The following is a 26,890-nucleotide window of genomic DNA, read 5'->3' on the forward strand; positions in this document are numbered from 1 at the left end:
TAATTTAGACTATATTTTTATCGGAAAATTATTAAATTTAAGGGCATATTATAAAATTATTGTTAGGCAAAGAAAGTATATTCGTAAGAGATTTAGGATATTTGTATTCTATAAAAAATGGAGAAAATATTTGGATTTTTTCTACACATGTTATTAGAAATGATGAAGTTATATACTTTAGTAGTATTGATAATTATATTTATGCCATTAACGAAAACGGATAAAAACTATGAGATTACTATGCAGGAGATAAATTATTTTATTCAAGTGGAGCTATAAAAAATGGGGTTTTGTATATAGGCGGTGGTTTTACTAATAAATTATATGCAATAAGTATTATATTAGCAGATACTTCATGGCCAAAGTATATGCACGATAATAAAAATAATACGAATTTAAACTATTGAAATAAAATTAATAAAAATTATAAATAAGAATTTTTATCCCTTATAAACTCAACTACTTCATCATAATAAGGAATAGAATCAACACCACCTAATTTTGTTATTACCTTTGCTGCAACAGCATTAGCAAATTTTCCTAATTTAAATATATCTCTTTCACCTTTTATATAATTATAAATAATTGCTCCTGTAAATGCATCTCCACAACCTGTTGCATCTACAGGCGAAACATTATATCCAGGAATAATCATTTCTATATCATTATATTTTGCAATACAACCCTTTTCTCCTAATGTTATAAGTAACATAGCACCTTTTTTTAATGGTATTTTTTCTATTATTTTTTCTATGTTAGTATTTGAAAAAATATATTCCAAATCCTTATCACTCATTTTTACAATATCAACTTTTGATGAAATATATAAAAAATCTTGTATAAATTTTTCCTTATTATGTATTATAGATGGTCTTACATTCGGGTCATAAGATACAGGAATATTTTTTTCTAAAAAATATTCCATAAATTTCATATATGAACTTCTTGCTGGTTCATATATTAGAGATATAGAACCTATATGTAATAGTGAATAATCTTCTGGATTTATATTATATTCTTCATATTTCACATTAACATCAGCTGGATTATCCCTAAAAAATAAAAAATCTGGATTACCAAATTTATCTCTTGCAACATATGCTATTGAAGTTTTACAATTTTGTTGTATAATTATATTATCAGTGTTAATATTTTCTTTTTTTAATATTTCATATAAATAGTCAGAAAATTGATCCTTACCCAAACTCCCCAAAAATGAAACATTTAATCCCAATCTACTAATTGTGACTGCTACATTTAATGGCGATCCTCCAGCTTTTTTACTAAAAAGCTCTGTATTCTTTAAATTTTTCCCTTTTTCATTAGATATAAAATCTATTAGTATTTCACCTGAACATAATATTGGTTTCATAATATTCCTCCAATATATTTTCCATAATTCTTATGTAATTATATCATATGTTTATTTTTTTTAATATCAAGATAAATAATAGTTATATTTAGATTATTTAATTAACAATATTATTTTTAATATGTAACAAATAAGCAATCTTTAATTCCGATAAAAATGGTAGAATTTAAATGAATAGAATTAAAACAATTACAAAGAAGGAATAATTATGAAATTAAACTTAATTATAAGCAAAAACACAAATATATATATAAATCTAGCAATAGAAGAATATCTTTTAAATAAAGATATAAGGGATATATATTTATTTTTTTGGAAAGCTAAAGATGCTGTAGTTATTGGAAAACATCAGAATCCTTGGAGAGAAATTAATTTCGATTCTGAATATATTTTTAATGTAGCAAGAAGAATTTCTGGAGGTGGTGCAGTATACCATGATTTGGGTAATTTAAACTATTCTGTTATTGCTCCAAAAAATTATTTAAATAGCGATGATATTTTTGATATTGTATTAAAAGCCTTAAATAATTTAGGAATAGAAAGCTATAGAAATTATAAAAACGATTTAATGCATAAGGATTATAAATTTTCCGGAAGTGCATTTTGCATTAAAAAAAATAACTTTTTACATCACGGAACATTGCTAATTGATTCTAATATTAATAAAATAAAAGAAATATTAAAAATAAATCCTGCATTCAATACTCATGCAACTATTTCAAAACCATCAGAAATTATTAATATAAAAGAAATTAATAATTTCATTAATGAAGAAATTATTATTAATTATATATTTAATATCTTTTCTAAAAGACTAAAATTAAAAACTCAAAAATTAAACACTTGCTATTTTAAAGATAATGATTTAATTGAAAAACATAAATCTTGGGAATGGATATATGGTAGGACACCAAAATTTTCCATTCAAATTGGTGATAATAATTATCAAATAGAAAATGGTTATATTGTTTCAATTGATGAGAAAAAACTTGAAAATAAAATAAAATTTGATTTTAATAAATTAACTTTAAACGTTTAGGAGGCGCTTAGTATGAATAAAAATGATATTATGAAAAAACTAGGGGATCTTTTATCTGAAACTAAAACAGGTGTTTTGGCTTGGATTAACAAGGAAGGATATCCAGAAATGAGATGGATGTCACCATGCTTAATGCCATATAACAAAGAATGCACTTATGCTGTAACATTAGAAGATTTTCCTAAGGTTAATGATTTAAAAACTAATGACAAAATTCAATGGTTAATTCAAAACAAAGCTCTTACAGAAGTAATAAATATATATGGAAAAGTGAATATTATTGATGACGCATTATTTAAATCAGAAGTGTTAGAAAATTTATCTTCTAACTTAGTCGCGATATGGAAACTTGAAGATGATTCTGAATTTGTTGTATTAGAAACAATTATAGAAGAAGTAGTATATTACGATACCATGAAAGGTATTAAAGAAAGAATAAATTTTAGGGAGGAATAAGTATGATAAATATTAAAAATTATGATTCTAATCTACTTAAAGAATTATTATATAAAATGATATTAATAAGAAGATTTGAAGAAAAGGCTGCACAAGCATATGGATTGAAAAAAATAGGTGGTTTTTTACACTTATATATTGGTGAAGAAGCGGTTGCAGTAGGCTCTATTTCTAATTTAGATATGACAAAAGATTATGTTGCTGCAGCATATAGAGATCACGGACATGCTTTAGCCGCTGGATTAGATCCTAATTCATTAATGGCCGAACTATATGGAAAAATAACTGGATGTTCAAAAGGAAAAGGAGGATCTATGCACTTTTTTGATTATGAAAAACATTTCTTTGGTGGAAATGGTATAGTTGGAGCTCAAATACCTGTAGCAACAGGAATAGGTTTAAAAATAAAATATAATGAAGAAGATGGTGTTGTATTATGTTATTTTGGTGATGGAGCAATTCACCAAGGTTCATTTCACGAAAGTTTAAATTTAGCAAAAATATGGAATTTACCTGTTGTATATATATGTGAGAATAATCATTATGGTATGGGTACTGATTTTAGAAGAGTATCTGCAATTGATGATTTTTCTATTATGGCTGAATCATATGCAATGAAAGGCAAACAAGTAAATGGTATGGATGTTTTAGAAGTGTATGATGCTACAAAAGAAGCCATTGAAGTGGCAAAGAGTGGAACTCCATATTTGCTTGAAGCAAAAACATATAGATTTAAAGGGCATTCAATGAGTGATCCCGGAAAATATAGAACAAAAGAAGAATTAGAATTATACAAACAAAAAGATCCTATTGTAAGCTTTAAAGAATTACTAATAGAGCATAACGTTATTACAGAAGATGATTATATAGAAATGGATAAACGATGTAAGAAAATCGCTAAGGATGCTGCTAAATTTGCAGAAGAAAGTCCAGAACCAGATCTTAATGAATTATATACAGATCTTTACGTTTAAGAGGGAGTGAGAATATGTCAATTATAACTATGAGAGAAGCTTTAAGACAAGCTATGGATGAAGAGATGGCTAGAGATAAAAATGTAATATTAATGGGTGAAGAAGTAGCACAATATAATGGTGCATATAAGGTTAGTCAAGGGCTATACGATAAATATGGCGAAAAAAGAGTTATTGATACGCCTATTACAGAAAATGGTTTTGCAGGTGTTGGTATTGGTGCAGCTATGGCAGGATTGAGGCCAATAGTTGAGTTTATGACTTTTAATTTTGCTCTACAAGCATTTGACCAAATTGTAAATAACGCTGCAAAAATGAGATATATGTCTGGAGGGCAATTTAAGGTTCCTATAGTATTTAGAGGACCTAATGGGCCTGCTGAATTTTTAAGTTCTCAACACTCTCAAGCAACACAAACATTTTTTGCACATGTACCTGGATTAAAAGTTGTTGCCCCAGGAACACCATATGATGCAAAAGGTTTATTAAAGGCTGCTATTAGAGATGATAATCCTGTTATATTTTTAGAAAGTGAATTAATGTATTCTTGGGAAGGAGAAGTCCCTGAAGAAGAATATATTATTGACATAGGAAAAGCAGATGTAAAAAAAGAAGGTTCTGATATTACTATTATTAGTTATTCAAAACCATTAAGATATGTAATGGAAAGTGCTGAAATTCTAGAAAAAGAAGGTATTAATGTAGAAGTGGTCGATTTAAGAAGTATTAGACCTTTAGACGAAGAAACAATACTTAATTCTGTAAAGAAAACAAATAGATGTGTAATTGTAGATGAATCATGGCCATTTGTTAGTGTTGCATCACATGTGGGATGGTTAATTTCATACAAAGCATTTGATTATTTAGATGCACCTGTTGAATTAGTTACTTCAGAGGATGTACCTATGCCTTATAATCATAAGTTAGAATTAGCTGCACAACCATCTGTTGACAAGATTATAAAAGCTGTTAAAAAAGTTATGTATATTTAGGAGGACGATAATATGGCTGAAAAATTATATATGATAGCATTATCTCCTACAATGGAGAAAGGTACTATCATTAAATGGAATAAAAAGGAAAATGATTCTTTCACGGAAGGAGACGTTCTTTGTGAAGTAGAAACTGATAAAACTACAATGGATTATGAAGCTACAGATGAAGGAACAATTTTAAAAATATTAGTTCCTGAAGGCGGAAAAGCTGCTGTTGGAGAACCAATTGCTATCTTCGGAGAACCTGGCGAAGATATTTCCGATTTATTAGAAGATACTATTAAAGAAGAACCCACTAATGAAAGCGTTGTTGTAAAAGAAGAAATTAATGATAATTCTTTAAAAGATGCTACTGCCTCTAAAACATTAGAAAATGGAAATTTAGATAGAATAAAAATTTCACCATTAGCTAGAAAAATTGCATTAATGAAAAATATAGATATTTCTAAAATAAAAGGTACAGGACCTGGTGGCAGAATAATAAAAAGAGATGTAGAAAATTACGAACCTGTACAATCTGTGAAAGATATTAAAAAAGATTATACCCCTATACAAGTTGAAACAAGTGATGAAGATGTTGTTATTCCATTATCTGATAAGAGAAGAATTATTGGTGAAAGATTATCTCAATCAAAATATACAGCACCTCATTTCTATTTAACTGTCAGTGTTGATATGAGTAATTTATTAGAAAACAGAAAAATGTTAAAAAAGAAATACAACCTATCATTAAATGCGTTTATTATAAAAATTGTTGCTAATACCTTGAAAAAGCATAGAAGAATTAACGCTACATTAAACAATGATTCTATAATTGAATTTGGTAGAGTAGATATTGCATTAGCAGTTGCACAAGAAGATGGTTTGATAACACCTATTGTAAGAAATGCAGATAAAAAAGGTATTTTACAAATAGATGATGAATTAAAAATATTAATTGACAAAGCAAAAAATAATAAACTAGATCCTGAAGAATACACCAATGCTACATTTACTATAAGCAATTTAGGATCATTTGGAATAGATGAATTCACCGCTATCATTAATCCTCCAGGATCAGCTATCTTAGCTGTAGGTATGATAAAAGAAACTCCTGTTGTAGAAAATGGGGAAATAGTAATTAAACCTATAATAAAAATGACATTATCCTCTGATCATAGGGTTATTGATGGTGCATTAGCTGCCGCATTTATGAAAGACTTAAAAGATACATTTGAAAATCCTATCTTAGCAATACTTTGAGGTGATATATATGAATTATGATTTAATTGTTTTAGGTTCAGGTCCAGGCGGTTATGTTGCTGCAATTAGAGCATCTCAACTTGGTTTAAAAACAGCTATTATCGAAAAAGAAAAAGTAGGTGGAGTTTGTTTGAATATAGGCTGTATTCCTTCAAAAGCATTAATTCATCAGGCAGAAATTTTCTCTAGTATAAAAGAATTAGAAAATATGGGCATAAAAGTTGATAAAAGTGAATTTGATTACAAAAAAGTATTTGAAAAATCTAGAAAAGCAGCTGATAAATTATCTAAAGGAGTTCAATTCTTATTAAAGAAAAATAAAATTGATTTAATTGAAGGTTTTGGTGAATTGGTAAGTAAAAATGAAATTAAAGTTAATGATAAGATATATACTGCAAAAAATATAATTTTAGCAACGGGTTCTAAACCAAAATCTATACCTGGATTTGACATTGATGAGAATCAAATATTAAGTTCTAATGGTGCATTAATGATGGAAAAGTTACCCAAGTCAATAGCTATTATTGGTAGTGGAGTTATAGGCATAGAATTCGGTTATATTATGAATACTTTTGGTGTAGAAGTTCATATTATAGAAATTATGGATAGAATATTACCAACAGAAGATTTGGAAATTACAGAATTTCTTGAAAAAGTATATAAAAAGAGAAATATAAAAATTTATAAATCTACTAAATCAAAAATACTTGAAAAAACAGAAAATTCAATTAAATTAGAATTAAACGAAAAAGATATTATTAAAGTAGAAAAAGTATTAGTAGCTGTAGGAAGAAGTCCAAATACTGAAAATATTGGATTAGATAAGATTGGAATAGAATTAGAAAATGGATTTGTAAAAGTTGGAGATTATTATGCAACAAATATTGACAATATATATGCTATAGGAGATATTGTTAAAACTCCTCAATTAGCCCATGTAGCTTCTAAAGAAGGAGAAATTGTTGTTGAACACATCGCAGGATTAGAAACAGAAAAATTTATAGATTTAAATAAAATTCCTTCTGCTATTTATTCCGAACCACAAATTGCTAGTTTCGGTTTAACAGAAGAGAAATTAAAAGAATTAAAAATAGAATATAATAAATTCTCTTTCCCATATAGGGGAGTTGGAAAATCAGTTGCAATAGAAAAATCTGACGGCTTTGTAAAAATATTAACCGATAAACTTACAAATGAAATTCTTGGAGCACATATTATAGGTGCTGAAGCAACTGAATTAATTCATGAAGTATTACTTGCAAAAAATACTGAATTATTACCAGAAGATATTGCAAAAATGATACATGCACACCCCACATTGTCTGAAGGTATTATGGAAGCCTTTAGAGGTATTGAAGGTTGGGCAATACATATTTAATTTTAAATTGCAGCTACAATTTGTAGCTGCTTTTATATTATTTAGACATATTTAATTAATATATTTTTTTCATTTACTATATAAAATACTGAATATAATATTAATACAGGAGGTTTTATTATAAAAGAATTTATAAAAAATGAAAAAATATTATTCTTTTTAATTTTGTTATTTATTGGTTTATATATATTCATAAAACCTCAAAATATTATTTCACATATTGAATGGAATACTATTATTTTTTTAAGTGGTCTTATTATGATTACAAAAGCTATGGAAGAAAGCAATTATTTTTTTGTCCTATCTGAAATATTAGTAAATAAATTAAATTACAAAAGAAATTTAGTAATGTTTTTAATATTTATTTCGATATTTTTTTCGATGTTTTTAACAAATGATATAACTCTGTTTATTATAATACCTTTCACCACAAAATTAAAAAAAGTTTTAAAAGGTGATTATTTAAAAACTATTTTTTTAGAAATTATATCAGTTAATGTAGGATCTGAGTTAACACCAATAGGAAATCCTCAAAATGTTTTTATTTGGCAAAAATATAATATTACATTTAGTTCATTTATTTTAAATTTATTACCATTATTTATTTTTCAATTTATATTAATATATGTTTTTATAGTTATTTTAATTAAAAACGAAAAGATAGATATATATTTTGAAAAAGAAAACTATGAACATAGAAATTTTTATATATCTCTTTTATTCTTAATTTTATTTATATTTGCAACTAAAAATAATTTTTCTTTATATGCTTTAATATTATTTTCCTTATACTATATATTTTTTGATTATAAGGTTATTAGAAAAGCTGACTGGAATTTAATTTTTACTTTTATTCTATTTTTTATTAACTTTGGAATGATTTCTGAAATTAATATTGTAAAAGATATAATTTCTCATATTAATCTAGAAAATGATTTTTCACTACTCTCTACCAGCGTTATTTTATCTCAATTAATAAGTAATGTACCTGCGACAATATTTATTTCAAGCTTTTCAGATAATTGGAATATTATCAGTATAGGAGTAAATTTAGGAGGCACAGGTTTTGTTTTAGGATCTTTAGCCAACATTATTGGGCTTAGGCTATCAGGAAACATTTCAAAAATTAATTTATTTCATATATATTCTTTTTCATTTTTTATCATATCATACATATTTACAGTTATATATTATAATCCCCATCTCTAAGATGGGGATTATAATATACTCAAATATTTATCTCCAAAATCAGGAGCTACTGTAACTATTTTCTTATCTGGATATTTTTCTGCTAGTTTCTTTGCTGCAACAACATTAGCTGCTGAAGATATTCCTACAAATAAGCCTTCTTTTTGTGCTAATATATTAACCATTTCTAATGCTTCTTCATCTTTTACTGTTACTACTTCATCTAAAATAGAAACATCTAAATTTTTAGGTATAAACCCTGCTCCTATACCTTGTATTCTATGTTTTCCTGGAGCATTTCCCGAAATAACTGCAGAATTTTCTGGTTCAACTGCAATAATTCTTACATTTTTATTGAAAAACCTTTTTAGAACTTTACCTACACCAGTAATTGTTCCACCTGTTCCAACGCCAGCCACAAATATATCTAAATTATAATCCATTTGTTTTAATATTTCTGGCCCTGTTGTTAATTCATGAGCTAATACATTAGCTGGGTTTTCGAATTGATTTGGCATATATGCATTTTTTTCATTTAATATTTCTAATGCTTTTTCAATGGAGCCTTTCATCCCTTTATCTGCTGGAGTTAATATTAATTCAGCACCATATTTTTCTAATATTTTTCTTCTCTCAACACTCATACTTTCTGGCATTGTTAATATAACCCTATAACCCTTATACTTTCCTATAGCAGCTAATGCTATACCCGTATTTCCACTTGTAGGTTCTACAATAATATTGTTTTCTCCTAATTTACCTTCTATTTCTGCTTTTCTAATCATAAAATATGCTGCCCTATCTTTTACACTTCCAGTTATATTATTTTTCTCTAACTTTAAAAATATTCTTCCAGGTTCTATTATTTTTGATAATGTAATAATTGGAGTTCCTCCAATTCCTCTATCAAACATATTCTCTCCCTCCTAATGAAATATATCACAATATTAATTATTAATTCCTACTAAATTAGTAGTATTATATCAAATACGATAAAAAAAGTCAAATATAAATATATTAATTGTTTTTCTTTTATGTTATAATATATTTAATCACTTTTACATATATAAAGACTCAGGGGGGATTAAAATGAAATATTATTTAGCAATTGATGAAGGGACAAGTAGTACTAGAACATTATTATTTGATGAAAGTTTTAAGTTAATTGATTTTGTACAAAAAGAAATTAATATGTATTATCCTCAGCCAGGTTGGGTTGAACAAGACGCTGAAGAGTTGTATAAAAAAACTGAAGAAACAATGATAGAGGTTGTAGAAAAAAATAATGTTTCATGGACTGATATTATAGGCATAGGTATTACCAATCAAAGAGAAACTATTGTTGCTTGGGATAAAAATACGGGGAAACCTTTATATAATGCTATTGTTTGGCAATGTAGAAGAACGGCAAACATTTTAAATAGATTTCCTGTTAGTTTTTGGACAGATGTTAGAAGAAAAACAGGTCTTGTCAAAGATCCCTATTTTTCAGGTTCCAAAATTTTATGGCTTATTGAAAATGTTGATGAAGTAAAAGAAGCATATGATAATGGAAATTTAAAAGTTGGGACAATTGAATCGTGGTTAGCTTTTAAATTATCAGGCAAACATGTTTCTGATGTTTCTAATGCTTCAAGAACCCAACTAATGAATATTCACACTTTAGATTGGGATGATGATATATTAAAAACATTTGGAATAAAAAAGGAAATCTTACCAGAAATTGTTAATACTGCTATTGAAAATGGAATAGAAACAAAATTTGGCCCTAAAATATACGGCATGATAGGAGATCAACAATCTGCACTTTTTGGACAAAGAGCTTTTGAAGTAGGAGATGCAAAATGTACATACGGAACTGGTGCATTTGTTTTAATGAATTCTGGATCAACACCACCTAGACCTCATCCTGGATTATTAACTTCCGTTGGTTGGAAAATAAATAATGATGCAATATACTCATTAGAAGGAAGTATTTTTACTGTAGGAGCATTCTTTAAATGGTTAAAAGATATTAAAATGATAGACGAATATGAAGATTTAGAAAAACATTCAAAGGATATTGATAATGGTGGAGTATATATTGTTCCTGCGTTAAGCGGTTTAGGTTCTCCATATTGGGATTCAGATGCTAGAGGGTTAATTATTGGATTAACTAGAGCTACTAAAAAAGAAAACATAATTAGAGCTGCTTTAGAATCTGTAGCTTTTAGTGTTAGAGAAGTTATAGATTCTATGCAAGAAGCTGTTTGGACAAAAATAAAGAAAATGAATGTTGATGGAGGCGCTACAAAAAATAGATTATTAATGGAAATACAAAGTGATTTAATAAATGCAGAAATTTTTGTTCCTGAATTCCAAGAAATCACTGCTTTAGGTGCTGCATTTATGGCCGCAATTGGTTCAAAAAATATTTCTATTAATGACATAAAAAATTTGCATTTTTCAGGTATAAACATATTGCCAAAAAATTCAGATAAGATAGAAAAAGAATATTATATTTGGAAGGAGGCCGTTCTAAGATCAAAAGGCTGGATAAAATCAACGAACATAAGCTATTAGAAATAGCAAAAAATATATCAAAATGTGCATTCCCTGGAATGAATATATTATTATATGGTGATTTAGGTACTGGGAAAACCACCTTTACTAAAGGGTTTATTAGAAGTCTTTTAAATGATAATTCATTATCAGTAACCTCACCAACATTTGCATTAGTTAAAGTATATGATAATCATATATATCATGCAGATTTATACAGATTAACAGATCCAGAAGAAATTCCATATGTAGGATTATTTGAAGATCCAAATGGAATTTATTTAATTGAATGGCCAGAAAGGTTAGAATATTATATTCCTGATGAATATTTAGAAATTACATTATATTACAATAATGAAGACATGACAAAAAGAGATATAAAGATTAAGGCTATTGGTGAAAAATATAAACATATAGAGGAGGCAATATAATGAAAATAGGTATTTTAGGATTACCTTTAACTGGAAAAACAACAATTTTTTCTCTTTTAACAAATAAACCATATGATGGTAGTTATAAGCAAGATGCTGAAGAAAGAGTAGCAAATGTTATGGATGAAAGACTTGAAAAGTTAACAGCCATGTATAATCCAAAAAAGACTGTACACGCTACATTGAATTTTATTGATATTCCTAGTTATAATACTTCAGCTGATAGAAAAGAAAAAAATAGAATATTACAAATGATACAAACAGTAGATGCAATAATATTAGTAATAAGAGCATTCAAAAATGATTCTGTACCTCTTCCAGAAGGAAATGAATTACCTGTTGATCAATTAGATACTTTAAAAACTGAAATGATTATAAGAGATTTAGAAGTTGTTGAAAATAGATTAGCTAGATTAATTGAACAAAACAAAAAGAAAAAACCAACAAAAGAAGATGAAAGGCAAGTAAAAATACTTGAAGAAATTAAACCTATATTAGAAGATGGAAAATTCGCATCAAAAATTGAATTAAATGAAGAAGATAAAAAATTAATTAGTTCTTTAGCTTTATTTACTTTAAAACCAATCATAACTGTGGTTAATATTGATGATGAACAATTATTAAATAGTGAGTACCCAGGAAAAGATGAATTGATTAATACTTGTAAAGAAGAAAATTTTGCATATATAGAAATATGTGGAAAAACAGAAGCTGATTTAATTGAACTTGAAGATGATGAAAAAGAAGAGTTTATGAAAGAATTAGGTATTGAAAGATCAGGTATTGAAAGGCTATCTAAAGTTGTATATGATCACTTAGGTTTAATAACATTCTTTACTGTTGGAGAAGATGAAGTTAGAGCATGGACAATTAACAAAGGTATAACTATGAAAAAAGCTGCAGGAAAAATTCATTCAGATTTAGAAAAAGGTTTTGTAAAAGCTGAAGTTATGCATTATGATGATTTAATTAGACTAGGTAGTGAAGAAGAAGTTAAAAAAGCAGGATTATGGAGATTAGCTGGAAAAGAAGAAATTGTAAAAGATGGTGATATATTAACCATTAGAGCAAATGCATAGGAGGAAAAAATGAGAAAACCATTATATGAAGTAGATGATTTTGATTATAATTTACCTGAAGAATATATTGCTCAAAAACCTGTTGAACCAAGAGACTCATCAAAACTAATGGTATTAAATAGAAAAGAAAAAAGTATAGAACACAAGATTTTTAGAGATATTATAGATTATTTATATCCTGGAGATTTATTAGTTGTTAATAATACAAAAGTAATACCTGCAAGATTATACGGACAAAAAATTACAGGTGCAAATGTTGAAGTATTACTTTTGGAAAAAACTCATGAAGAAAATACCTGGAAAGCACTTGTAAAACCCGGATCAAAGCTCAAAACAGGTGCTGAAATAAAGTTTTCAGAAAATTTATTTGCAAAAATAATACAACATAATGATGATGGCTCTAGAATTATAAAATTCTTTTCTAAAAATGACGTCTGGGAAGAAATTGAAAGAATTGGTAATATGCCGCTACCTCCATATATAAAAAATTATAATGGACCTAAAGATAGATATCAAACTACTTATGCAAAAGTTCACGGTGCTGTAGCAGCTCCTACAGCTGGACTTCATTTTACTAAAGAATTATTAGATAAAATAAAAAACAAGGGTATAGAATTTGCAGAAGTTACACTTCATGTTGGTTTAGGTACTTTTAGACCGGTGAAAGTTGACAATATTGAAGATCATGAAATGCATGAAGAATATTATGAAGTACCTGAGGAAACAGTTAAAAAAATAAGAGAATATAAAAATAATAAGGGCAGAATAATTAGTGTAGGAACAACTGTAGTAAGAACTTTAGAAACAATAGCTAATTTACCTGAAGAAAATTCATATATTGGAACTACTAATATATTTATATATCCCCCATATGAATTTAAATTAATAGACGCTCTTATTACTAATTTTCATTTACCTAAATCAACATTATTAATGTTAGTATCAGCATTTGGAGGTTATGATTATATAATGCATGCATATAATACTGCTGTAAAAGAAAAATATAGATTCTTTTCATTTGGGGATTCTATGTTTATATATTAGAGGTGGTATTTTGACAAAAAAAACTTTAGGAATATTTTATATGGTTATTACAGTAATTTTTTGGGGAATTTCTTTTGTTGCTACCAAAATAATTGTACAAAATGTTCCACCTATGACAGCTGCATTTTTGAGATTTTTTTTAGCTACTGCAGTATTATTGATTTTTGTTAGAAAAGAAATAAAATATACTAAAAAAGAATTATTGTATGTTATGTTATCTGGTTTTTTTGGAGTTACTGCATATTTTTTATTTGAAAATACCGCTTTACAATTTACAACACCATCAAATGGTTCCTTAATAATTTCAGCAACTCCTATAATGTATTTATTTTTTTCTGACCTGTTAAACAAATCATTTTCACATAAAATTAGATACTTAGGTACATTATTAGCTTTTGTAGGAGTATCAATAATTGTATTAAATGGGAAGTTTGTTTTAAAATTAAATCCATTAGGTGATTTATTAATGTTCGGTGCTGCTTTTTCATGGATTTTTTACACTGTTTTTATTGAAAAACTTGAACTACATGACAATCTTATAATTACTAAAGATTTAAATTTCTATGGAATGTTATTCTTTTTACCTTTTGTTTATTTTGAATTAAAAGGTAATGGCACATGTCCTTTTTACCAATTATGGTTACAACCTAAAGTTATTATTGCTTTTATTTTCCTAAGCGTTTTTTGTACAGCATTAGGATATATTTGGTGGAATAAAGCTATTAGATTGGCAGGAGCAAAAACTACAACAAATGGAATTTTTTTCATTCCAATTGTAACTGTTATAGCAGATGCGATAATATTGAAAAATTATCCTAATTATTTAACAATTTTAGGTATTATATTAGTTTTATTAGGTAATTATATAGCAGAAATAAGAGATTGAGGCAATGCCTCAATCTCTTATTTATTATCAAAAGCTATTTTATATATCTCTCTTATATCTTTTTCTTCTAATTTCTTTAATTTCCCTATAGGTGCTCGTTGAGCTGCATTTTCAACAAGTTTTTCAATATCTTCCTCTTTTGCCCCAATTTCTTTTAAAGAGATTGGTTGTCCGATTTTCTTATACCATTGTTTTAATGCTTGAATACCCAAATTTGCATCTATACCAGAATTACCTGTATCAATATTAAATATCTCTTTAGCAAATCTATCAAATCTATCAATATCTTCATTTTTTACATATTCCAACCATGCAGGAAAAATTATTGCTAATCCTGCTCCATGCGCAACGTCAAATAATGCTGAAACAGAATGTTCTAATGCATGACTTGCCCAATCTCCTCCTGAAGAACCTGCTCCTAATAATCCATTTAAAGCTAATGTAGCACTCCATGCAAGATTAGATCTTGCATCATAATCTTTAGGATTTTCTAACAATATTTCCGTACTGTTTATAACTGCTCTTATTATACCTTCAGCTAATTGAGATTGAATTTCAGTTCCCTTAGTACCATCAAAATAAAATTCCATAACATGACTTATTGCATCTACAGCACCATTAACAGTTTGACTTTCTGGTAATGTGTATTGTGCAGTTGGATCTATTATTGAAACTTTTGGGTATAATGCTTTTGAACTTGTTGACCATTTTTGCTTAGTGTCTTCATTTGTAATAACAGAATTTCCATTCATTTCAGATCCAGTTGCCGATAAAGTTAAAACAGTAAATAAAGGAAGAGCTTTTGAAACATAATATTTCCCTGAGTAAGCATCCCATATATCCCCATCATAATAAAAACCTCCAGCAATAGCTTTTGCTGAATCTATAACACTTCCACCACCAACAGCTAAAATACCTTCTACATTATTCTCTTTGGCAACATCTATTCCTTCATATACCTTAGATAATCTAGGATTTGGTTTTACGCCAGAAACTTCAACCCATTCAATATTATTTTCTTTTAAAGAATTGACAACTTGATCATATACTCCATTTTTTTTAATAGATCCTCCACCATAATGTAAAAGTATTTTCTTTACTCCTTCTTTTTTTATTTCCTCACCAATTTTAGCTATTGTGCCTTCTCCAAAAATTAATTTTGTTGTATTATGAAAAACAAAGTTTTTCATACAATCACCCCCATAATATAATTAGTCTTACTAATTATATTATACCACAAAAAATATCGGAATTAACTTAATATTTCTTAATATTTTTATATAATAAAAAAAAGAAATATTTATAAAATTAATGTGCAAAAATATTTAAGGAGGGATATGTATGAAAAAATGGATATCTTTAGTATTTATTATAAGTATTATAATTATTTCGTTCTCAGAAAAATTGATTATTAAAGGTTCAAACACAATTTTCCCAATTGCTCAATTATGGATAGAAGAACTAAAAAATTTAGAAATAACTTTAGAAGGCGCAGGGTCTTCGACAGGTATAGCTGCATTGTTTAGTGGAACAACAGATATTGCAAACTCTAGTAGATTCCTTAAAAATAAAGAAATAAAAAAAATGAACGAAGAAGGCAAATATTTTGCTCCAATTATTATTGCATATGATGGTATAGCAATAATTGTTAATCCAAAACTTCATATAGATAATATCTCATTAGAAATTTTAAAAAGTATATACACTGGTAAATTTAAAACTTGGAACCAAATCAATACATCGCTACCCAAAAAAAGAATAGTTGCCTATTCAAGAAATACTGCTTCAGGAACATTTGAAACATTTGAAAATATAGTTTTAAATGGGGAAAGAATGGATCCAAGTGTCAAAATGGTTGAATCAACACAATTCGAAATTGAGCAAGTCGCTAAAAATCCTTATGCTATTGCTTATGTAGGAGTAGGATACGTAAATGATTCTGTTAAAGTTTTAAAAGTAGAAAATACAGAACCGACAAAATTAAATATTTTAAAATCAATTTATCCTATTTCCAGACCTTTATATATGTTTATTGATGTAACTAACGGATGGCCAGAATCCGGAATTCTAAAAGAGTATATAACTTTTGGATTATCAAAAAAGGGACAAGAATTAGTGGAAAAAGCTGGATATATTGCTGCATACGGATTTTAAAAAGGAGTGTTTTATTTGAGAGAATTTAAAAACAAAATAAATTCTTTAATAATAAGGCTAGTGTCATTAATTGGAATAATAATACTAATATTAATTTTTGAATTTATTATAATGGAATCCATACCAGCTTTGAAAAAAGTTGGTATGGAAATGCTTACATCATTTGATTGGTATCCAACATATGATATACCAACTTTTGGTATATTAAATATGTTAATAAATTCAATACTTTTAACTATATTATCTTCCTTAATAGTCTTACCTTTAGGATATATAATAGCATTTTTTTTATATGATTATGCAAAAGAATTTGAAAAAAAATATATTAAAGGCACTATAGAATTATTATCAGGTATTCCATCTGTTATTATAGGTATGTTTTTGATAATACATATTTCACCTTGGATGCTTAAAATAGGGGCATGGTCCCCAGAAAATATATTGTTAGCGTCAATTGGATTAACCGTTCTTTCACTTCCATATACATCTTCGTTGATTGAAGAAGCTATGAGTTCTGTTGATAAAAATATTAAAGAAGGAGCGTTGTCTCTAGGAGCGACAAGATTTACCACAGGTTTTAAAATAGTTTCCAAAGCCGCTTACCCAGGAATTATTAATGCATTTATATTAACAATTAACCGTATTATTGGCGAAACAATGGTTGTATTAATGGCGGCTGGAGGTGCTAATATTATCCCAACATCCATATTTGATCCTGTCAGACCATTAACTGCAGTTATAGCAAGTGAAATTGGAGAGGTGGAAATTGGAAGTATTCATTATTCAGCATTGTTTTTTTCAGGATTGATTTTATTATTAATATCTTTTTTTCTTACTTTAATTTCCAAACAAATATCTAGGAGATGGGATAAATGAATACAGATAAAATAATATCTTTTATATTTAGAATAATAAGTTATTTAATATTTTTTAGTATAGTATTAATTATTTTTTTTATAATATTTGATGGAATAAAATATTTTTCAATAAATTTTTTCACTGAATTTCCCAAAAATATGATGACAAGTGGTGGAATTTTTCCTGCAATTATTGGAACCATATATTTATTATTTGTGACATTAATTATTTCTATTCCACTTGGGATTTTAACTGGAATTTTTTTATCAGAATATAGTAATAACAATATTGGAATATTTTTAGATACTGCTATTACTTCATTATCCGGTGTTCCTTCTATTGTATTTGGATTATTTGGGTTATCTTTATTTTCAATAAAACTTGGATTAAAAACTTCTTTAATATCAGGATCTCTAACTTTATCTATAATGGCTTTACCAATTATTTCTTCTTCCACAAAAGAAGTTTTTAATTCAATACCAAATACATTAAGAGAATCTGCTTATGCATTAGGAGCAAAAAAAACTGAAGTTATATATAAAATATTATTACCTTCAGCAAAATCAAGATTAATTACTATTATTTTAATTTCTATTGGTAGAGTTATGGGAGAAACTGCTCCTGTATTATTAACAGCAGCTGTATTTTATTCAACACATATGCCTAAATCTATTAAAGATCCTATTATGACATTGCCTACACATATATATAATATTGCTATGGCTTATGGAGAAGATGCGCAATGGATGGCAAAAGGTTCAGCATCGTTTTTAATGTTATTAATATTGTTCATTTATTTACTGGCATTTAAAATAAGGAGGAATTATAATGATAATGGATATAATGACAAAAAATGATGATATAATCAAAATAAGAAACTTTAATGCATGGTATTCAAATAAACAAGCATTAAAAAATATAAATATAGATTTTAAAAGAAATAAAATTTCAGCTATAATTGGTCCATCTGGATGTGGAAAATCCACATTGTTAAGAAGTATTAATAGGATAAATGATGAAATAGAAAATTATAAAACCTCTGGAGAAATTATCTTCGAGAACAATAACATCAAAAATCTAAATATAACATTATATAGAAAAAAAGTTGGAATGGTTTTTCAAAAACCAGTACCATTTCCAATGTCAATATATGAAAATGTAGCATTTGGTTTGAGAATTCATGGTATGAGAAATAAAAATAAAATTGATAAGATAGTTGAAAAATCGCTTATACAAGCCGCATTATGGGATGAAGTTAAAGATGAATTGCATAAATCAGCATATGAATTGTCTGGCGGTCAACAACAAAGACTAGTTATTGCAAGAGCTCTTGCAGTATCTCCAGAAGTTATACTTCTAGATGAGCCAACATCTGCTTTAGATCCAATATCCACGCAAAAAATAGAAAGATTACTTGAAGAATTAGTAGAAAATTATACAATAATAATTGTAACTCATAATTTATCTCAAGCTATTAGAATTTCAGATTATTTATACTTTATGTATCAAGGGGAATTAATAGAACATGGTTTAACTTCTAATATAATAAAGTCACCTAAAAATCAATTAACAGAAGATTATTTAAATGGAAGAATAGGATAATGGGGGGATAAAATGCAAAATTTACATCATTTTGAAAACGAATTATTAATATTAAAAGCCGATATATCAAAAATGTTATCTCTTGTTTTAAATTCATTTAATCTAGCCATATTATCTCTTGAAAAAAACGATGAAATATTAGCAAAAAATGTTTTTGAATTAGATGATAAAATAGATGACATTAATAGAAAAATAGAAGATGAAGTTTATCAAATTATTGCTAGATATAATCCGTTGGCAAAAGAATTACGATATATTATAACAATGATAAAATTTTCAAATAATTTAGAAAGAATAGGGGATTTATCTTGTAATATTTCGCAAAAGGTTTTTGAATTTAACAAAATAAATTTTAATCCCTCGTTAAATGAAAAAATACTAAAAATGATTGGTATGTCTTTAGAAATGTTAAAAGAAGTTTTTAAAGCTTTTAATGAAAGAAATACTAATTCAGCAATTGAAATATGGAAAAAAGATAGCATTATAGACAATTTAGAAATTGAAATAAGAAAAGATATATTAAAAAATTTTAAAGATGGAATATATGATGAAAATGTTATTATACCTTTTGTATTAATTGCACGAGACATTGAAAGAATTTCAGATCATATTACAAATTTATGCGAGGAAATTGTATATATAGAAAAAGGTGAAAAAATCACAAATCTATTATAAGGAGGAAAAATATGCCTTCAATCTTAATAGTTGAAGATGATAAGGATATTAGAGATATTTTAAAAGCTTATTTAGAAATTGAGAAATTTGATATATTTGAATGTGAAAATATAAATTGTATGAAAAATTTAATGAATAATAATAAATTTGATATATTATTATTAGATATTATGTTACCTGATGGTGATTCTATTGATATATTACCTTTAATAAGAGCTAAAAATAAAAACACTGGAATAATAATTATTTCTGCTAAAAATACTGATAGAGATAAAATATATGGTATAGAAATTGGCGCTGATGATTATATTACTAAACCCTTTAATCCCCGTGAAGTAATAGCTAGAATCAGAGCATTATTAAAAAGAATTAAAAATGAAGATGATAAATTGAAATTTGGAAATTTAGAGATTTTTTCAAATAATTATACTGTAAAATATAATGGTAAATTTGTTGATTTAACCGCAAAAGAATTTGAAATTTTATACCTTTTAGCAAAAAATGATGATAAAATTTATACTAGAAATGAAATAATAGAAAAAATATGGTTTGATGATGAATTTATTACTGATAGAGTAATAGATGTTCATATTAGTATGATAAGATCTAAAATTGGGAAAAATTGGATAAAAACAATTAGGAATCTCGGATACAAATTTAACAAAAATTCTGAAGTTGGTGAATAAAATGAATTTTTTAGATTATTTAAATGAAATAATTATTGAATTAGATGGATATAAAATAAAATATTCAAATAAAACCGCAAAAGAATACGGCTTTAAAGAAAATATTGAAATAATAAACGTTTTTACATTTAATGAAATTGATAAATTAATATATCATATTATAAATAAAAAAGATTATTTTATAGAAACAACAATTTATTTTTTTCAAGGTTCTAGCAAATTTTGTAAAATTATTTATTTAAGTAATGAAAACAAAATCATCATCGAGGATAAAACTGAAAAAGAATTAATTAAAAAAGTTAAATCTGATTTTATAACATCTTTATCTCATGAATTAAGAACTCCATTGTCTATTTTAAAGGGGAATATATATTTAATTGAAGATTTAAATAAAAATAATTTATTAATTAAGCCCATTAATAATTCTAAAAAATCATTAAATAGAATCGAAAGAATATTAGATCAATTAAGTATTCTTTATATGGCAGAATTTGATAATTATATAATAAAAAATGAATTATTAGATACAAATAAAATATATAATGAAGTTATTTCTGATTTAGAACATAAAATAAAAGAAAAAAACATTGAGGTGATAAATAAATTAGAAGTTGAATATTTGAATGGTGATCCATTCATAATATATACTTTACTGAGAAACTTAATATCAAATTCAATAAAATACTCTTATAAAAATTCAAAAGTTTTTGTTACTATTTCCAAAAATGAAATAATTGTTGAAGATAATGGTATAGGAATACGGGAAAATGAAAAAAATAGAATTTTTGAAAGATTTTATAGAGGAGTAGATTCAAGAAAATATGCTAAAGGTTCTGGATTAGGATTATCAATAGTTAAGCATTTATGTGAATTAGCGGGATATAAAATAAATTTTAAATCAGAATGGATGGTTGGAAGTCGCTTCATAATAAAAATTGCTTGAGATTACTCAAGCAATTTGTTAATATCAAAATCAAATATATTTTCATTTGAATAAAATAATACTTTTTTCTTTGCTCTTGTTAAAGCAACATAAAATAAATTTATTTCATCAATTATATTTTGATGTTTAAATTTATCGTTTAAACCATTTATTATTTTATCAATATGTTTCTTAAAAGATTTTGTAAATTCCTTTATACTTTTATATTTTTCCTTTTTTATTAAATCAATAATATTTGGAAAATCATGAGTAATAATCACTTTATCCCATTCTAAACCTTTACTTGTATGTGCTGTAGTTAAATAAATTTTCCCATTATTAATGTTATATTTTTCTTCTGCAATTTTTAATAAATCAAATAATTTATTATCATATTCTTCTGCTATATTAATAGCTGATATTAATTCATAATCTTCAAAATCTTCTGCATAATCTTTTAATTCTTCTAAATCTTTAAAATTCAAAATCCATTTTTCTTTTATTTTATCCTTATGCTTTCCTGTATTTAAATATTTTATATAATAATATATACTTAAAGGTAATTTGAATATTTCAGTTGGTGCTCTTACCAATGTAATTTCATAATTTTTAAATTCATCTATTAATTTTATTAAGGTAGAATTTGTTCTTGTTATATAACAAATAGTATTAAATTCATTATCATTTTCACTTTTAGATGAAATAATTTCTTTTTCTTCTCCCTTAAAATTTCTTAAAATATAATTTGCTTTTTCTGCTATATATTTAGGAAATCTAAATGTTTCAGTTAAGTATAACACTTTCGCTTCCATTTCATTTCTAATTTTGTACATAGCATTTATCGACCCTCTAAATGAATATATTTGTTGATGAGGATCACCAACAATAATTTTTTTTCCATTCAATTTATTAAAAATATCTAAAACTACATCATTAGTATCTTGAGCTTCATCTAAAAGTATATAATCAAAATTAATTCTATACCTCTCTATATTCAATTGAAAATATTTTAAATAAACATTATGTGAAACGTCCAATTTATTATCCATGTACATATTCCAAATAATATTTAATTTATCTTTTAAATATTCCTTATTTTCATCAATAAATTTTAGTTTAATGTTATTTTTTATTATTTCTTCAATTGTTTCATCCGAAATATATCTATAACTTCCATTACAAAAATCATTAAAAGCTATTCTAACTAAATCTGCAATGAATATATCTATTTCTAAAATTTTAGAAATTTCTGAAGTATTTAATTCTTTTCCAATTTTATTAAACTTCAGATCTTTTTTAACAAATTTATATGCCAATCCATGTGTAGTCATTACTTTTATATTTTTTAAATTAGATCTTCTTATTTTATTTTCAATGTCTTTTTTTACTGAATTATTAAAAGCCAAAAATAAAAATGTTTTACTCTTTAATGCATAAGCAATACTTAAAAGCGTAGTAGATTTTCCAGAACCAGCAAAAGCATTTATTATTAAATTATTTTCTTTTGCATTTTTTATTATATCTATTTGTTCATCAGTTAATCTAATATATTTATTATTGTTTTTATTAATGGTTTCTATAAATTTTGTATTTTTTAATTCGTCTAAATATTTATCATATACATTTGATTTTATATTTTTTTTATTTTTAAGAGAGAAATCGTAACCACAATACCAGCATTTTTTTATATTATCTTTCATTATTTCATCACATTTTGGACATTTCTTTTTTAAAAAAAATCCATCACAATTAGGACATATTTTTTCATTATTTTCAACTAATTCATTACAATTTATACATTTTTTAACAGACAATATTTCACCTCAACATTTTCCTATATAGTCTAAAACGTCTTCATCAAATTTTTTTATAGATTGTGTTAATTTACCAACTCTTTTAATAGTTTCTTCTACATCTTTCGCTGCAATACCGTTTCCACATGGAACATTTATATTCTTTAAAGCCAATTCTGAACTTTGTAATGCTACAAATGTTCCTGTTCCAGATTTTAATGCACAACTTTTTTTTGCACCATCACAAGTTAAACCAAAAAGAGTAGATAGTACATTATTAATTGCATGTTTTATTTGTTCTGAATTTCCACCTTTTAAATATGTAATTCCAGCGGCAACACCAGAAGATGAAATAGTACCAGCACCACAAATTGGAGTTAATAATCCCGTATATGATTTTATATATATAGTTATTAAAACACTTAATAATATAGATTTTTTCACTAATTCATCATCATATTTTCGTCCAATTTTTATTATTGGCAGTGTAGAAGATAAACCTTGATTACCACTCCCAGCAACAGTCATAACAGGCATTAATTCACCACTCATCCTTGCGTCAACAGCAGCCTGAACAATATTAACAGGCTCAAAATCTAAAACATGACCAAAATTCCCATCTGTTTTTAATCCTTTTTCTGCAATTTTTGTATTTAATACTATTGTTTTTTCTAATAATTCATCTACATCCTTATCATATTTATCTAAATATTCTATTATATCATCTATATTATATTTTTTTATTTCATTTAGTAATGCTCCACCAGCTTCAAAATGAACATCAAATATTTTATTTCCATTTTCTTCAATATGTACTATATTATCATGTTTTCCCTCTATTATTACATTTACATAATTTTCTCCTTTTAATGTACAATCTACTTTTAAACCTAAAAATTCTTTATCTACTTTTAAATTTATTTTTCCTAAATATTTATGAGAGGCATCTATACACTCCTGATTTATATCTTTTAAAACTTCAAGTCCATATTTTGAATCCCCACAAACATAGGAAAGCGCTGCAGCAACTTCGAGACCTACAAACGAAGTCCCTGGAATATTTACCTCTAATCCATTTTTATATGTGTTTTTATCAAGTATAATATTTATACTATTTAATTCACCTTTTAAATATTTTTTTGCTGTTGCAACAGCCAATGCAACTGCTATGGGTTCTGTACAACCATATGCAGGTTTTACTTGATCAAATAAAATATCTTTTAACATTTCATTCCCCCTTTTTAAATTATGATTCTACACCAGTTATATCTATTATTGGTGCCATACCAACCATTATTAAACCTAAAACCTTTAAAACATTAAAGGACTCATTCATAAATATTCCTGATAAAATCGACGCAAACAAAAGTTCCAATGGCATTATTAAAGATAAGGTATGTGACTGTAATTTCTTTAAAGCAAAAAAATTTAGTGTTAACGGAACAAATGTTGCTAATATTGCTAAAACAAAACCTGATAATAAATATCTTCCATTTAAAGTATATATTTCATTTGTTCTTATGACAAAAATAAAATAATAAATAAAGACACCAGTAAATGTATAAAAAACGCTTTCAAAAGGTTTCGATTCATTTTGTTTTATATATTCACTGACAGAAACTATAAATATCGCATTTACAAAAGAACTAAACAAAACTATTAATGTACCAAAGATTATACTTTCATTATTTCCAAAAGCCCGTTCTCCCATATTTGCTATTATTACTCCAACAAAAGATAATGCTACTGCTATTATATTTACTATATTTATTTTTCTTTTTGTTAATCTATGTTGAAAAAAAGAGACAAATATTGGATTTGTAAAATAAAGTACCGTTGCATATGCTGGATTTAAATATTGCAATCCAACAAAAAAAGCATATGCTGCTATCCCGTAATTTAAAATACCTAAAACAGAATATAACAAAAATTTTTTGAAATCAAATTTATATCCTAAAAAAATAAAAATAATTCCCGAAATAATAAACGAAAATAAAAATCTCAAAAATAATATTTGCGATGGTGATGCTCCTATATTAAAAGAATATTTGCCTAAAATAGATGTAACAGATGAAGAAAATGCTGATAATATAGCAAATAAATAATGCAATATATCACCTCATTTTATATCTAATTGCTTAAAATAATTTAAATTCACTTTTTTTGGTAATATTCCTGATTTTTTACCTCTCAAAGGAATTTCATCTTCATTAATATTCAATGTTTCAGAAATTACTTTTTTAATTCTGGGGATACAGAACTCTCCTTGGCAAAAGCCCATTGTAGCTCTTGTTCTTCTTTTTATAGCATCTATAGATTTTATTGGAATTCCCCTTTTTAGTGCATCTATTATCTCTTTTTTGCTAACCATTTCACATCTACAAATAATTTGTTCATCAGAATTTAATTCTAACATATTATTTACTTCTTTATATGTCAGATCTTTTTTTATAATTATAGGTTTTCTATATGGATTAAAATCATTTTTTTCAATTAACTTTAATCCTGATTTTTTTAATATATTCAAAACCATTTTAGCAATTGCTGGTGAAGATGTCAACCCTGGAGATTCAATTCCTGCAACATTGATAAATCTTTCTTTAGATTCTTCTATTATAAAATCTCCTGTTGAAGGCGTGGGTCTAATACCAGAAAATGAAGTTAATACCTTTTTTAAGTCTATATTAGGAACAGATAGTTTTGCAGTTCTAATAATATATTTTAATGTTTCTATATCTGTATTTAAATCATATTTAGAACTTTCTTGTGCATCAGGTCCAATCATTAAATTCCCATGATATGTAGGAGTTACTAAAATACCTTTTCCTTTTTCTGTAGGAACTTGAAAAATTACTTTGTTTATTATTTCTCCGTATCCCTTATGAAAAATAATATATTGTCCTTTTCTTGGAATTATATGAAAATTTTTTATCCCAACCATTTCCGATATCTTATCGCTAAATACTCCAGCCGCATTTATTATATACTTAGTTTCATACGAATTTTGATTAGTTATAACTATATAATAATCATTTTTCTCTTCAATTTTTATTACTTCATTTTCTAATTTTATTTCTACTCCATTATTCACTGCATTCTCCGCTAAAGCTATCGTCATTTCATACGGAGAAGTTATTCCCACATCTTTTGCTAATAAAGCTACTTTTACATCTTTATTTATATTTGGTTCAATTTTTAATATTTCATCACCATATAATATTTTCATTTCATTTTCGTTTACTCCATTATTTAAACCATTTTTATATAATTCAATTAATGTCTTTTCATCATTTTCATCAAATCCTATTACTAAAGCCCCTGTTCTTTTGAACCCAAAATTGAGTTCTTTATTTAATTTATCATACATTCTATTTCCTTCAAAACACAATTTACCTTTTAACGTACCATATTTAGCAGCATATCCTCCATGAACAATACCACTATTTGCTTTAGATGCGCCATTACTTACATCATCAGTTTTTTCTAACATTAAAATTTTTAAACTATATTTTGATAATTCACGTGCAATTGTACTACCAACAACACCTGCACCTATTATAATAATATCATACATA

27 protein-coding genes are annotated in these 26,890 nt (G+C 26.2%); 20 read left to right on the top strand and 7 right to left on the bottom strand.

Annotation, left to right across the window (positions count from 1 at the left end; genetic code table 11):
- The first annotated feature begins 59 nt into the window (after positions 1-59).
- Positions 60-224 carry a PQQ-like beta-propeller repeat protein gene (locus AS160_RS00650; protein WP_165144046.1) on the top strand — a complete coding sequence of 55 codons (165 nt, stop codon included), beginning with the start codon at positions 60-62 and terminating at the stop codon, positions 222-224.
- Between the two features lie 200 nt (positions 225-424).
- On the opposite strand, the gene AS160_RS00655 is transcribed toward AS160_RS00650, so the two are convergent.
- Complete coding sequence (locus AS160_RS00655; RefSeq protein ID WP_165144047.1) at positions 425-1,372, bottom strand: carbohydrate kinase; 948 nt, start codon at positions 1,370-1,372, stop codon at positions 425-427.
- Between the two features lie 208 nt (positions 1,373-1,580).
- Here AS160_RS00655 and AS160_RS00660 point away from each other — a divergent pair, with 208 nt between their 5' ends.
- From AS160_RS00660 to AS160_RS00690, 7 genes are all read left to right on the top strand, one after another.
- Positions 1,581-2,411, top strand: coding sequence for a lipoate--protein ligase family protein (locus tag AS160_RS00660; protein ID WP_165144048.1), 831 nt, complete (start codon positions 1,581-1,583; stop codon positions 2,409-2,411).
- Between the two features lie 12 nt (positions 2,412-2,423).
- Positions 2,424-2,867, top strand: coding sequence for a pyridoxamine 5'-phosphate oxidase family protein (locus AS160_RS00665; protein WP_165144049.1), 444 nt, complete (start codon positions 2,424-2,426; stop codon positions 2,865-2,867).
- Between the two features lie 2 nt (positions 2,868-2,869).
- Complete coding sequence (gene pdhA / locus AS160_RS00670) at positions 2,870-3,841, top strand: pyruvate dehydrogenase (acetyl-transferring) E1 component subunit alpha (protein WP_165144050.1); 972 nt, start codon at positions 2,870-2,872, stop codon at positions 3,839-3,841.
- A 14-nt stretch (positions 3,842-3,855) separates the two neighbouring features.
- Positions 3,856-4,833 carry a pyruvate dehydrogenase complex E1 component subunit beta gene (locus AS160_RS00675; RefSeq protein WP_165144051.1) on the top strand — a complete coding sequence of 326 codons (978 nt, stop codon included), beginning with the start codon at positions 3,856-3,858 and terminating at the stop codon, positions 4,831-4,833.
- A 12-nt stretch (positions 4,834-4,845) separates the two neighbouring features.
- A complete protein-coding gene (locus AS160_RS00680; RefSeq protein WP_165144052.1) occupies positions 4,846-6,078 on the top strand; it encodes a dihydrolipoamide acetyltransferase family protein in 1,233 nt (410 codons plus the stop codon).
- Between the two features lie 10 nt (positions 6,079-6,088).
- Positions 6,089-7,456 (top strand): dihydrolipoyl dehydrogenase, encoded by a 1,368-nt coding sequence (lpdA, locus tag AS160_RS00685; protein ID WP_206528013.1) that lies wholly within the window; start codon positions 6,089-6,091, stop codon positions 7,454-7,456.
- A 132-nt stretch (positions 7,457-7,588) separates the two neighbouring features.
- Positions 7,589-8,665 (top strand): SLC13 family permease, encoded by a 1,077-nt coding sequence (locus AS160_RS00690; RefSeq protein WP_346774409.1) that lies wholly within the window; start codon positions 7,589-7,591, stop codon positions 8,663-8,665.
- Between the two features lie 8 nt (positions 8,666-8,673).
- Here the strand turns inward: AS160_RS00690 and cysK are convergent, their stop codons facing one another.
- Entirely contained in the window at positions 8,674-9,558 is an 885-nt protein-coding gene (cysK, locus tag AS160_RS00695) for a cysteine synthase A (RefSeq protein ID WP_165144054.1), read from the bottom strand.
- A gap of 175 nt (positions 9,559-9,733) precedes the next feature.
- On the opposite strand from cysK, the gene glpK reads away from it, so the two are divergent.
- From glpK to AS160_RS00720, 5 genes are read left to right on the top strand one after another with little or no spacing between them, the layout of a single operon-like run.
- Positions 9,734-11,206: a glycerol kinase GlpK gene (gene glpK / locus AS160_RS00700; RefSeq protein WP_165144055.1), complete on the top strand. Its 1,473-nt coding sequence runs from the start codon at positions 9,734-9,736 to the stop codon at positions 11,204-11,206.
- A 38-nt stretch (positions 11,207-11,244) separates the two neighbouring features.
- Positions 11,245-11,616: a tRNA (adenosine(37)-N6)-threonylcarbamoyltransferase complex ATPase subunit type 1 TsaE gene (gene tsaE / locus AS160_RS00705; protein WP_241244191.1), complete on the top strand. Its 372-nt coding sequence runs from the start codon at positions 11,245-11,247 to the stop codon at positions 11,614-11,616.
- A complete protein-coding gene (gene ychF / locus AS160_RS00710; protein ID WP_165144057.1) occupies positions 11,616-12,695 on the top strand; it encodes a redox-regulated ATPase YchF in 1,080 nt (359 codons plus the stop codon). The genes tsaE and ychF overlap by 1 nt, the downstream gene beginning before the upstream one ends.
- A 9-nt stretch (positions 12,696-12,704) precedes the next feature.
- Positions 12,705-13,739, top strand: coding sequence for a tRNA preQ1(34) S-adenosylmethionine ribosyltransferase-isomerase QueA (gene queA / locus AS160_RS00715; protein ID WP_165144058.1), 1,035 nt, complete (start codon positions 12,705-12,707; stop codon positions 13,737-13,739).
- A 10-nt stretch (positions 13,740-13,749) separates the two neighbouring features.
- Positions 13,750-14,625, top strand: a complete 876-nt coding sequence (locus tag AS160_RS00720) for a DMT family transporter (RefSeq protein WP_165144059.1) — start codon at positions 13,750-13,752, stop codon at positions 14,623-14,625.
- 17 nt (positions 14,626-14,642) lie between these two features.
- Here the strand turns inward: AS160_RS00720 and AS160_RS00725 are convergent, their stop codons facing one another.
- Entirely contained in the window at positions 14,643-15,815 is a 1,173-nt protein-coding gene (locus AS160_RS00725) for an iron-containing alcohol dehydrogenase (protein WP_165144060.1), read from the bottom strand.
- Between the two features lie 151 nt (positions 15,816-15,966).
- On the opposite strand from AS160_RS00725, the gene AS160_RS00730 reads away from it, so the two are divergent.
- The 7 genes from AS160_RS00730 to AS160_RS00760 are packed head-to-tail and all read left to right on the top strand — an operon-like array spanning position 15,967 to position 21,543.
- Positions 15,967-16,779, top strand: a complete 813-nt coding sequence (locus tag AS160_RS00730) for a phosphate ABC transporter substrate-binding protein PstS family protein (protein ID WP_165144061.1) — start codon at positions 15,967-15,969, stop codon at positions 16,777-16,779.
- Between the two features lie 15 nt (positions 16,780-16,794).
- On the top strand, positions 16,795-17,655 hold the full coding sequence (gene pstC, locus AS160_RS00735) for a phosphate ABC transporter permease subunit PstC (RefSeq protein ID WP_206528014.1): 861 nt from the start codon (positions 16,795-16,797) through the stop codon (positions 17,653-17,655).
- Entirely contained in the window at positions 17,652-18,494 is an 843-nt protein-coding gene (pstA, locus tag AS160_RS00740; protein ID WP_165144062.1) for a phosphate ABC transporter permease PstA, read from the top strand. The genes pstC and pstA overlap by 4 nt, the downstream gene beginning before the upstream one ends.
- Positions 18,466-19,239 carry a phosphate ABC transporter ATP-binding protein PstB gene (gene pstB, locus AS160_RS00745; protein WP_165144063.1) on the top strand — a complete coding sequence of 258 codons (774 nt, stop codon included), beginning with the start codon at positions 18,466-18,468 and terminating at the stop codon, positions 19,237-19,239. Before pstA ends, pstB begins: the two co-directional genes overlap by 29 nt.
- Positions 19,240-19,251: 12 nt before the next feature.
- Entirely contained in the window at positions 19,252-19,914 is a 663-nt protein-coding gene (gene phoU / locus AS160_RS00750) for a phosphate signaling complex protein PhoU (RefSeq protein WP_165144064.1), read from the top strand.
- 11 nt (positions 19,915-19,925) lie between these two features.
- Positions 19,926-20,600, top strand: coding sequence for a response regulator transcription factor (locus AS160_RS00755; protein ID WP_165144065.1), 675 nt, complete (start codon positions 19,926-19,928; stop codon positions 20,598-20,600).
- 1 nt (position 20,601) lies between these two features.
- Positions 20,602-21,543: a HAMP domain-containing sensor histidine kinase gene (locus AS160_RS00760; protein WP_165144066.1), complete on the top strand. Its 942-nt coding sequence runs from the start codon at positions 20,602-20,604 to the stop codon at positions 21,541-21,543.
- Between the two features lie 2 nt (positions 21,544-21,545).
- Here the strand turns inward: AS160_RS00760 and AS160_RS00765 are convergent, their stop codons facing one another.
- Genes AS160_RS00765 through AS160_RS00780 form a run of 4 tightly spaced genes read right to left on the bottom strand, consistent with a single transcriptional unit; the run spans position 21,546 to position 26,889 of the window.
- Positions 21,546-23,336 carry a UvrD-helicase domain-containing protein gene (locus AS160_RS00765; RefSeq protein WP_165144067.1) on the bottom strand — a complete coding sequence of 597 codons (1,791 nt, stop codon included), beginning with the start codon at positions 23,334-23,336 and terminating at the stop codon, positions 21,546-21,548.
- 9 nt (positions 23,337-23,345) lie between these two features.
- Positions 23,346-24,542 carry an L-serine ammonia-lyase, iron-sulfur-dependent, subunit alpha gene (locus tag AS160_RS00770; RefSeq protein ID WP_165144068.1) on the bottom strand — a complete coding sequence of 399 codons (1,197 nt, stop codon included), beginning with the start codon at positions 24,540-24,542 and terminating at the stop codon, positions 23,346-23,348.
- A 19-nt stretch (positions 24,543-24,561) separates the two neighbouring features.
- On the bottom strand, positions 24,562-25,425 hold the full coding sequence (locus AS160_RS00775) for a DMT family transporter (RefSeq protein WP_165144069.1): 864 nt from the start codon (positions 25,423-25,425) through the stop codon (positions 24,562-24,564).
- Positions 25,426-25,434: 9 nt separating this feature from the next.
- Complete coding sequence (locus tag AS160_RS00780) at positions 25,435-26,889, bottom strand: NAD(P)/FAD-dependent oxidoreductase (RefSeq protein WP_165144070.1); 1,455 nt, start codon at positions 26,887-26,889, stop codon at positions 25,435-25,437.
- Position 26,890 lies beyond the last annotated feature (1 nt).

Origin of the sequence: Marinitoga sp. 38H-ov (assembly GCF_011057715.1) — a bacterium.
Lineage (GTDB): Bacteria > Thermotogota > Thermotogae > Petrotogales > Petrotogaceae > Marinitoga.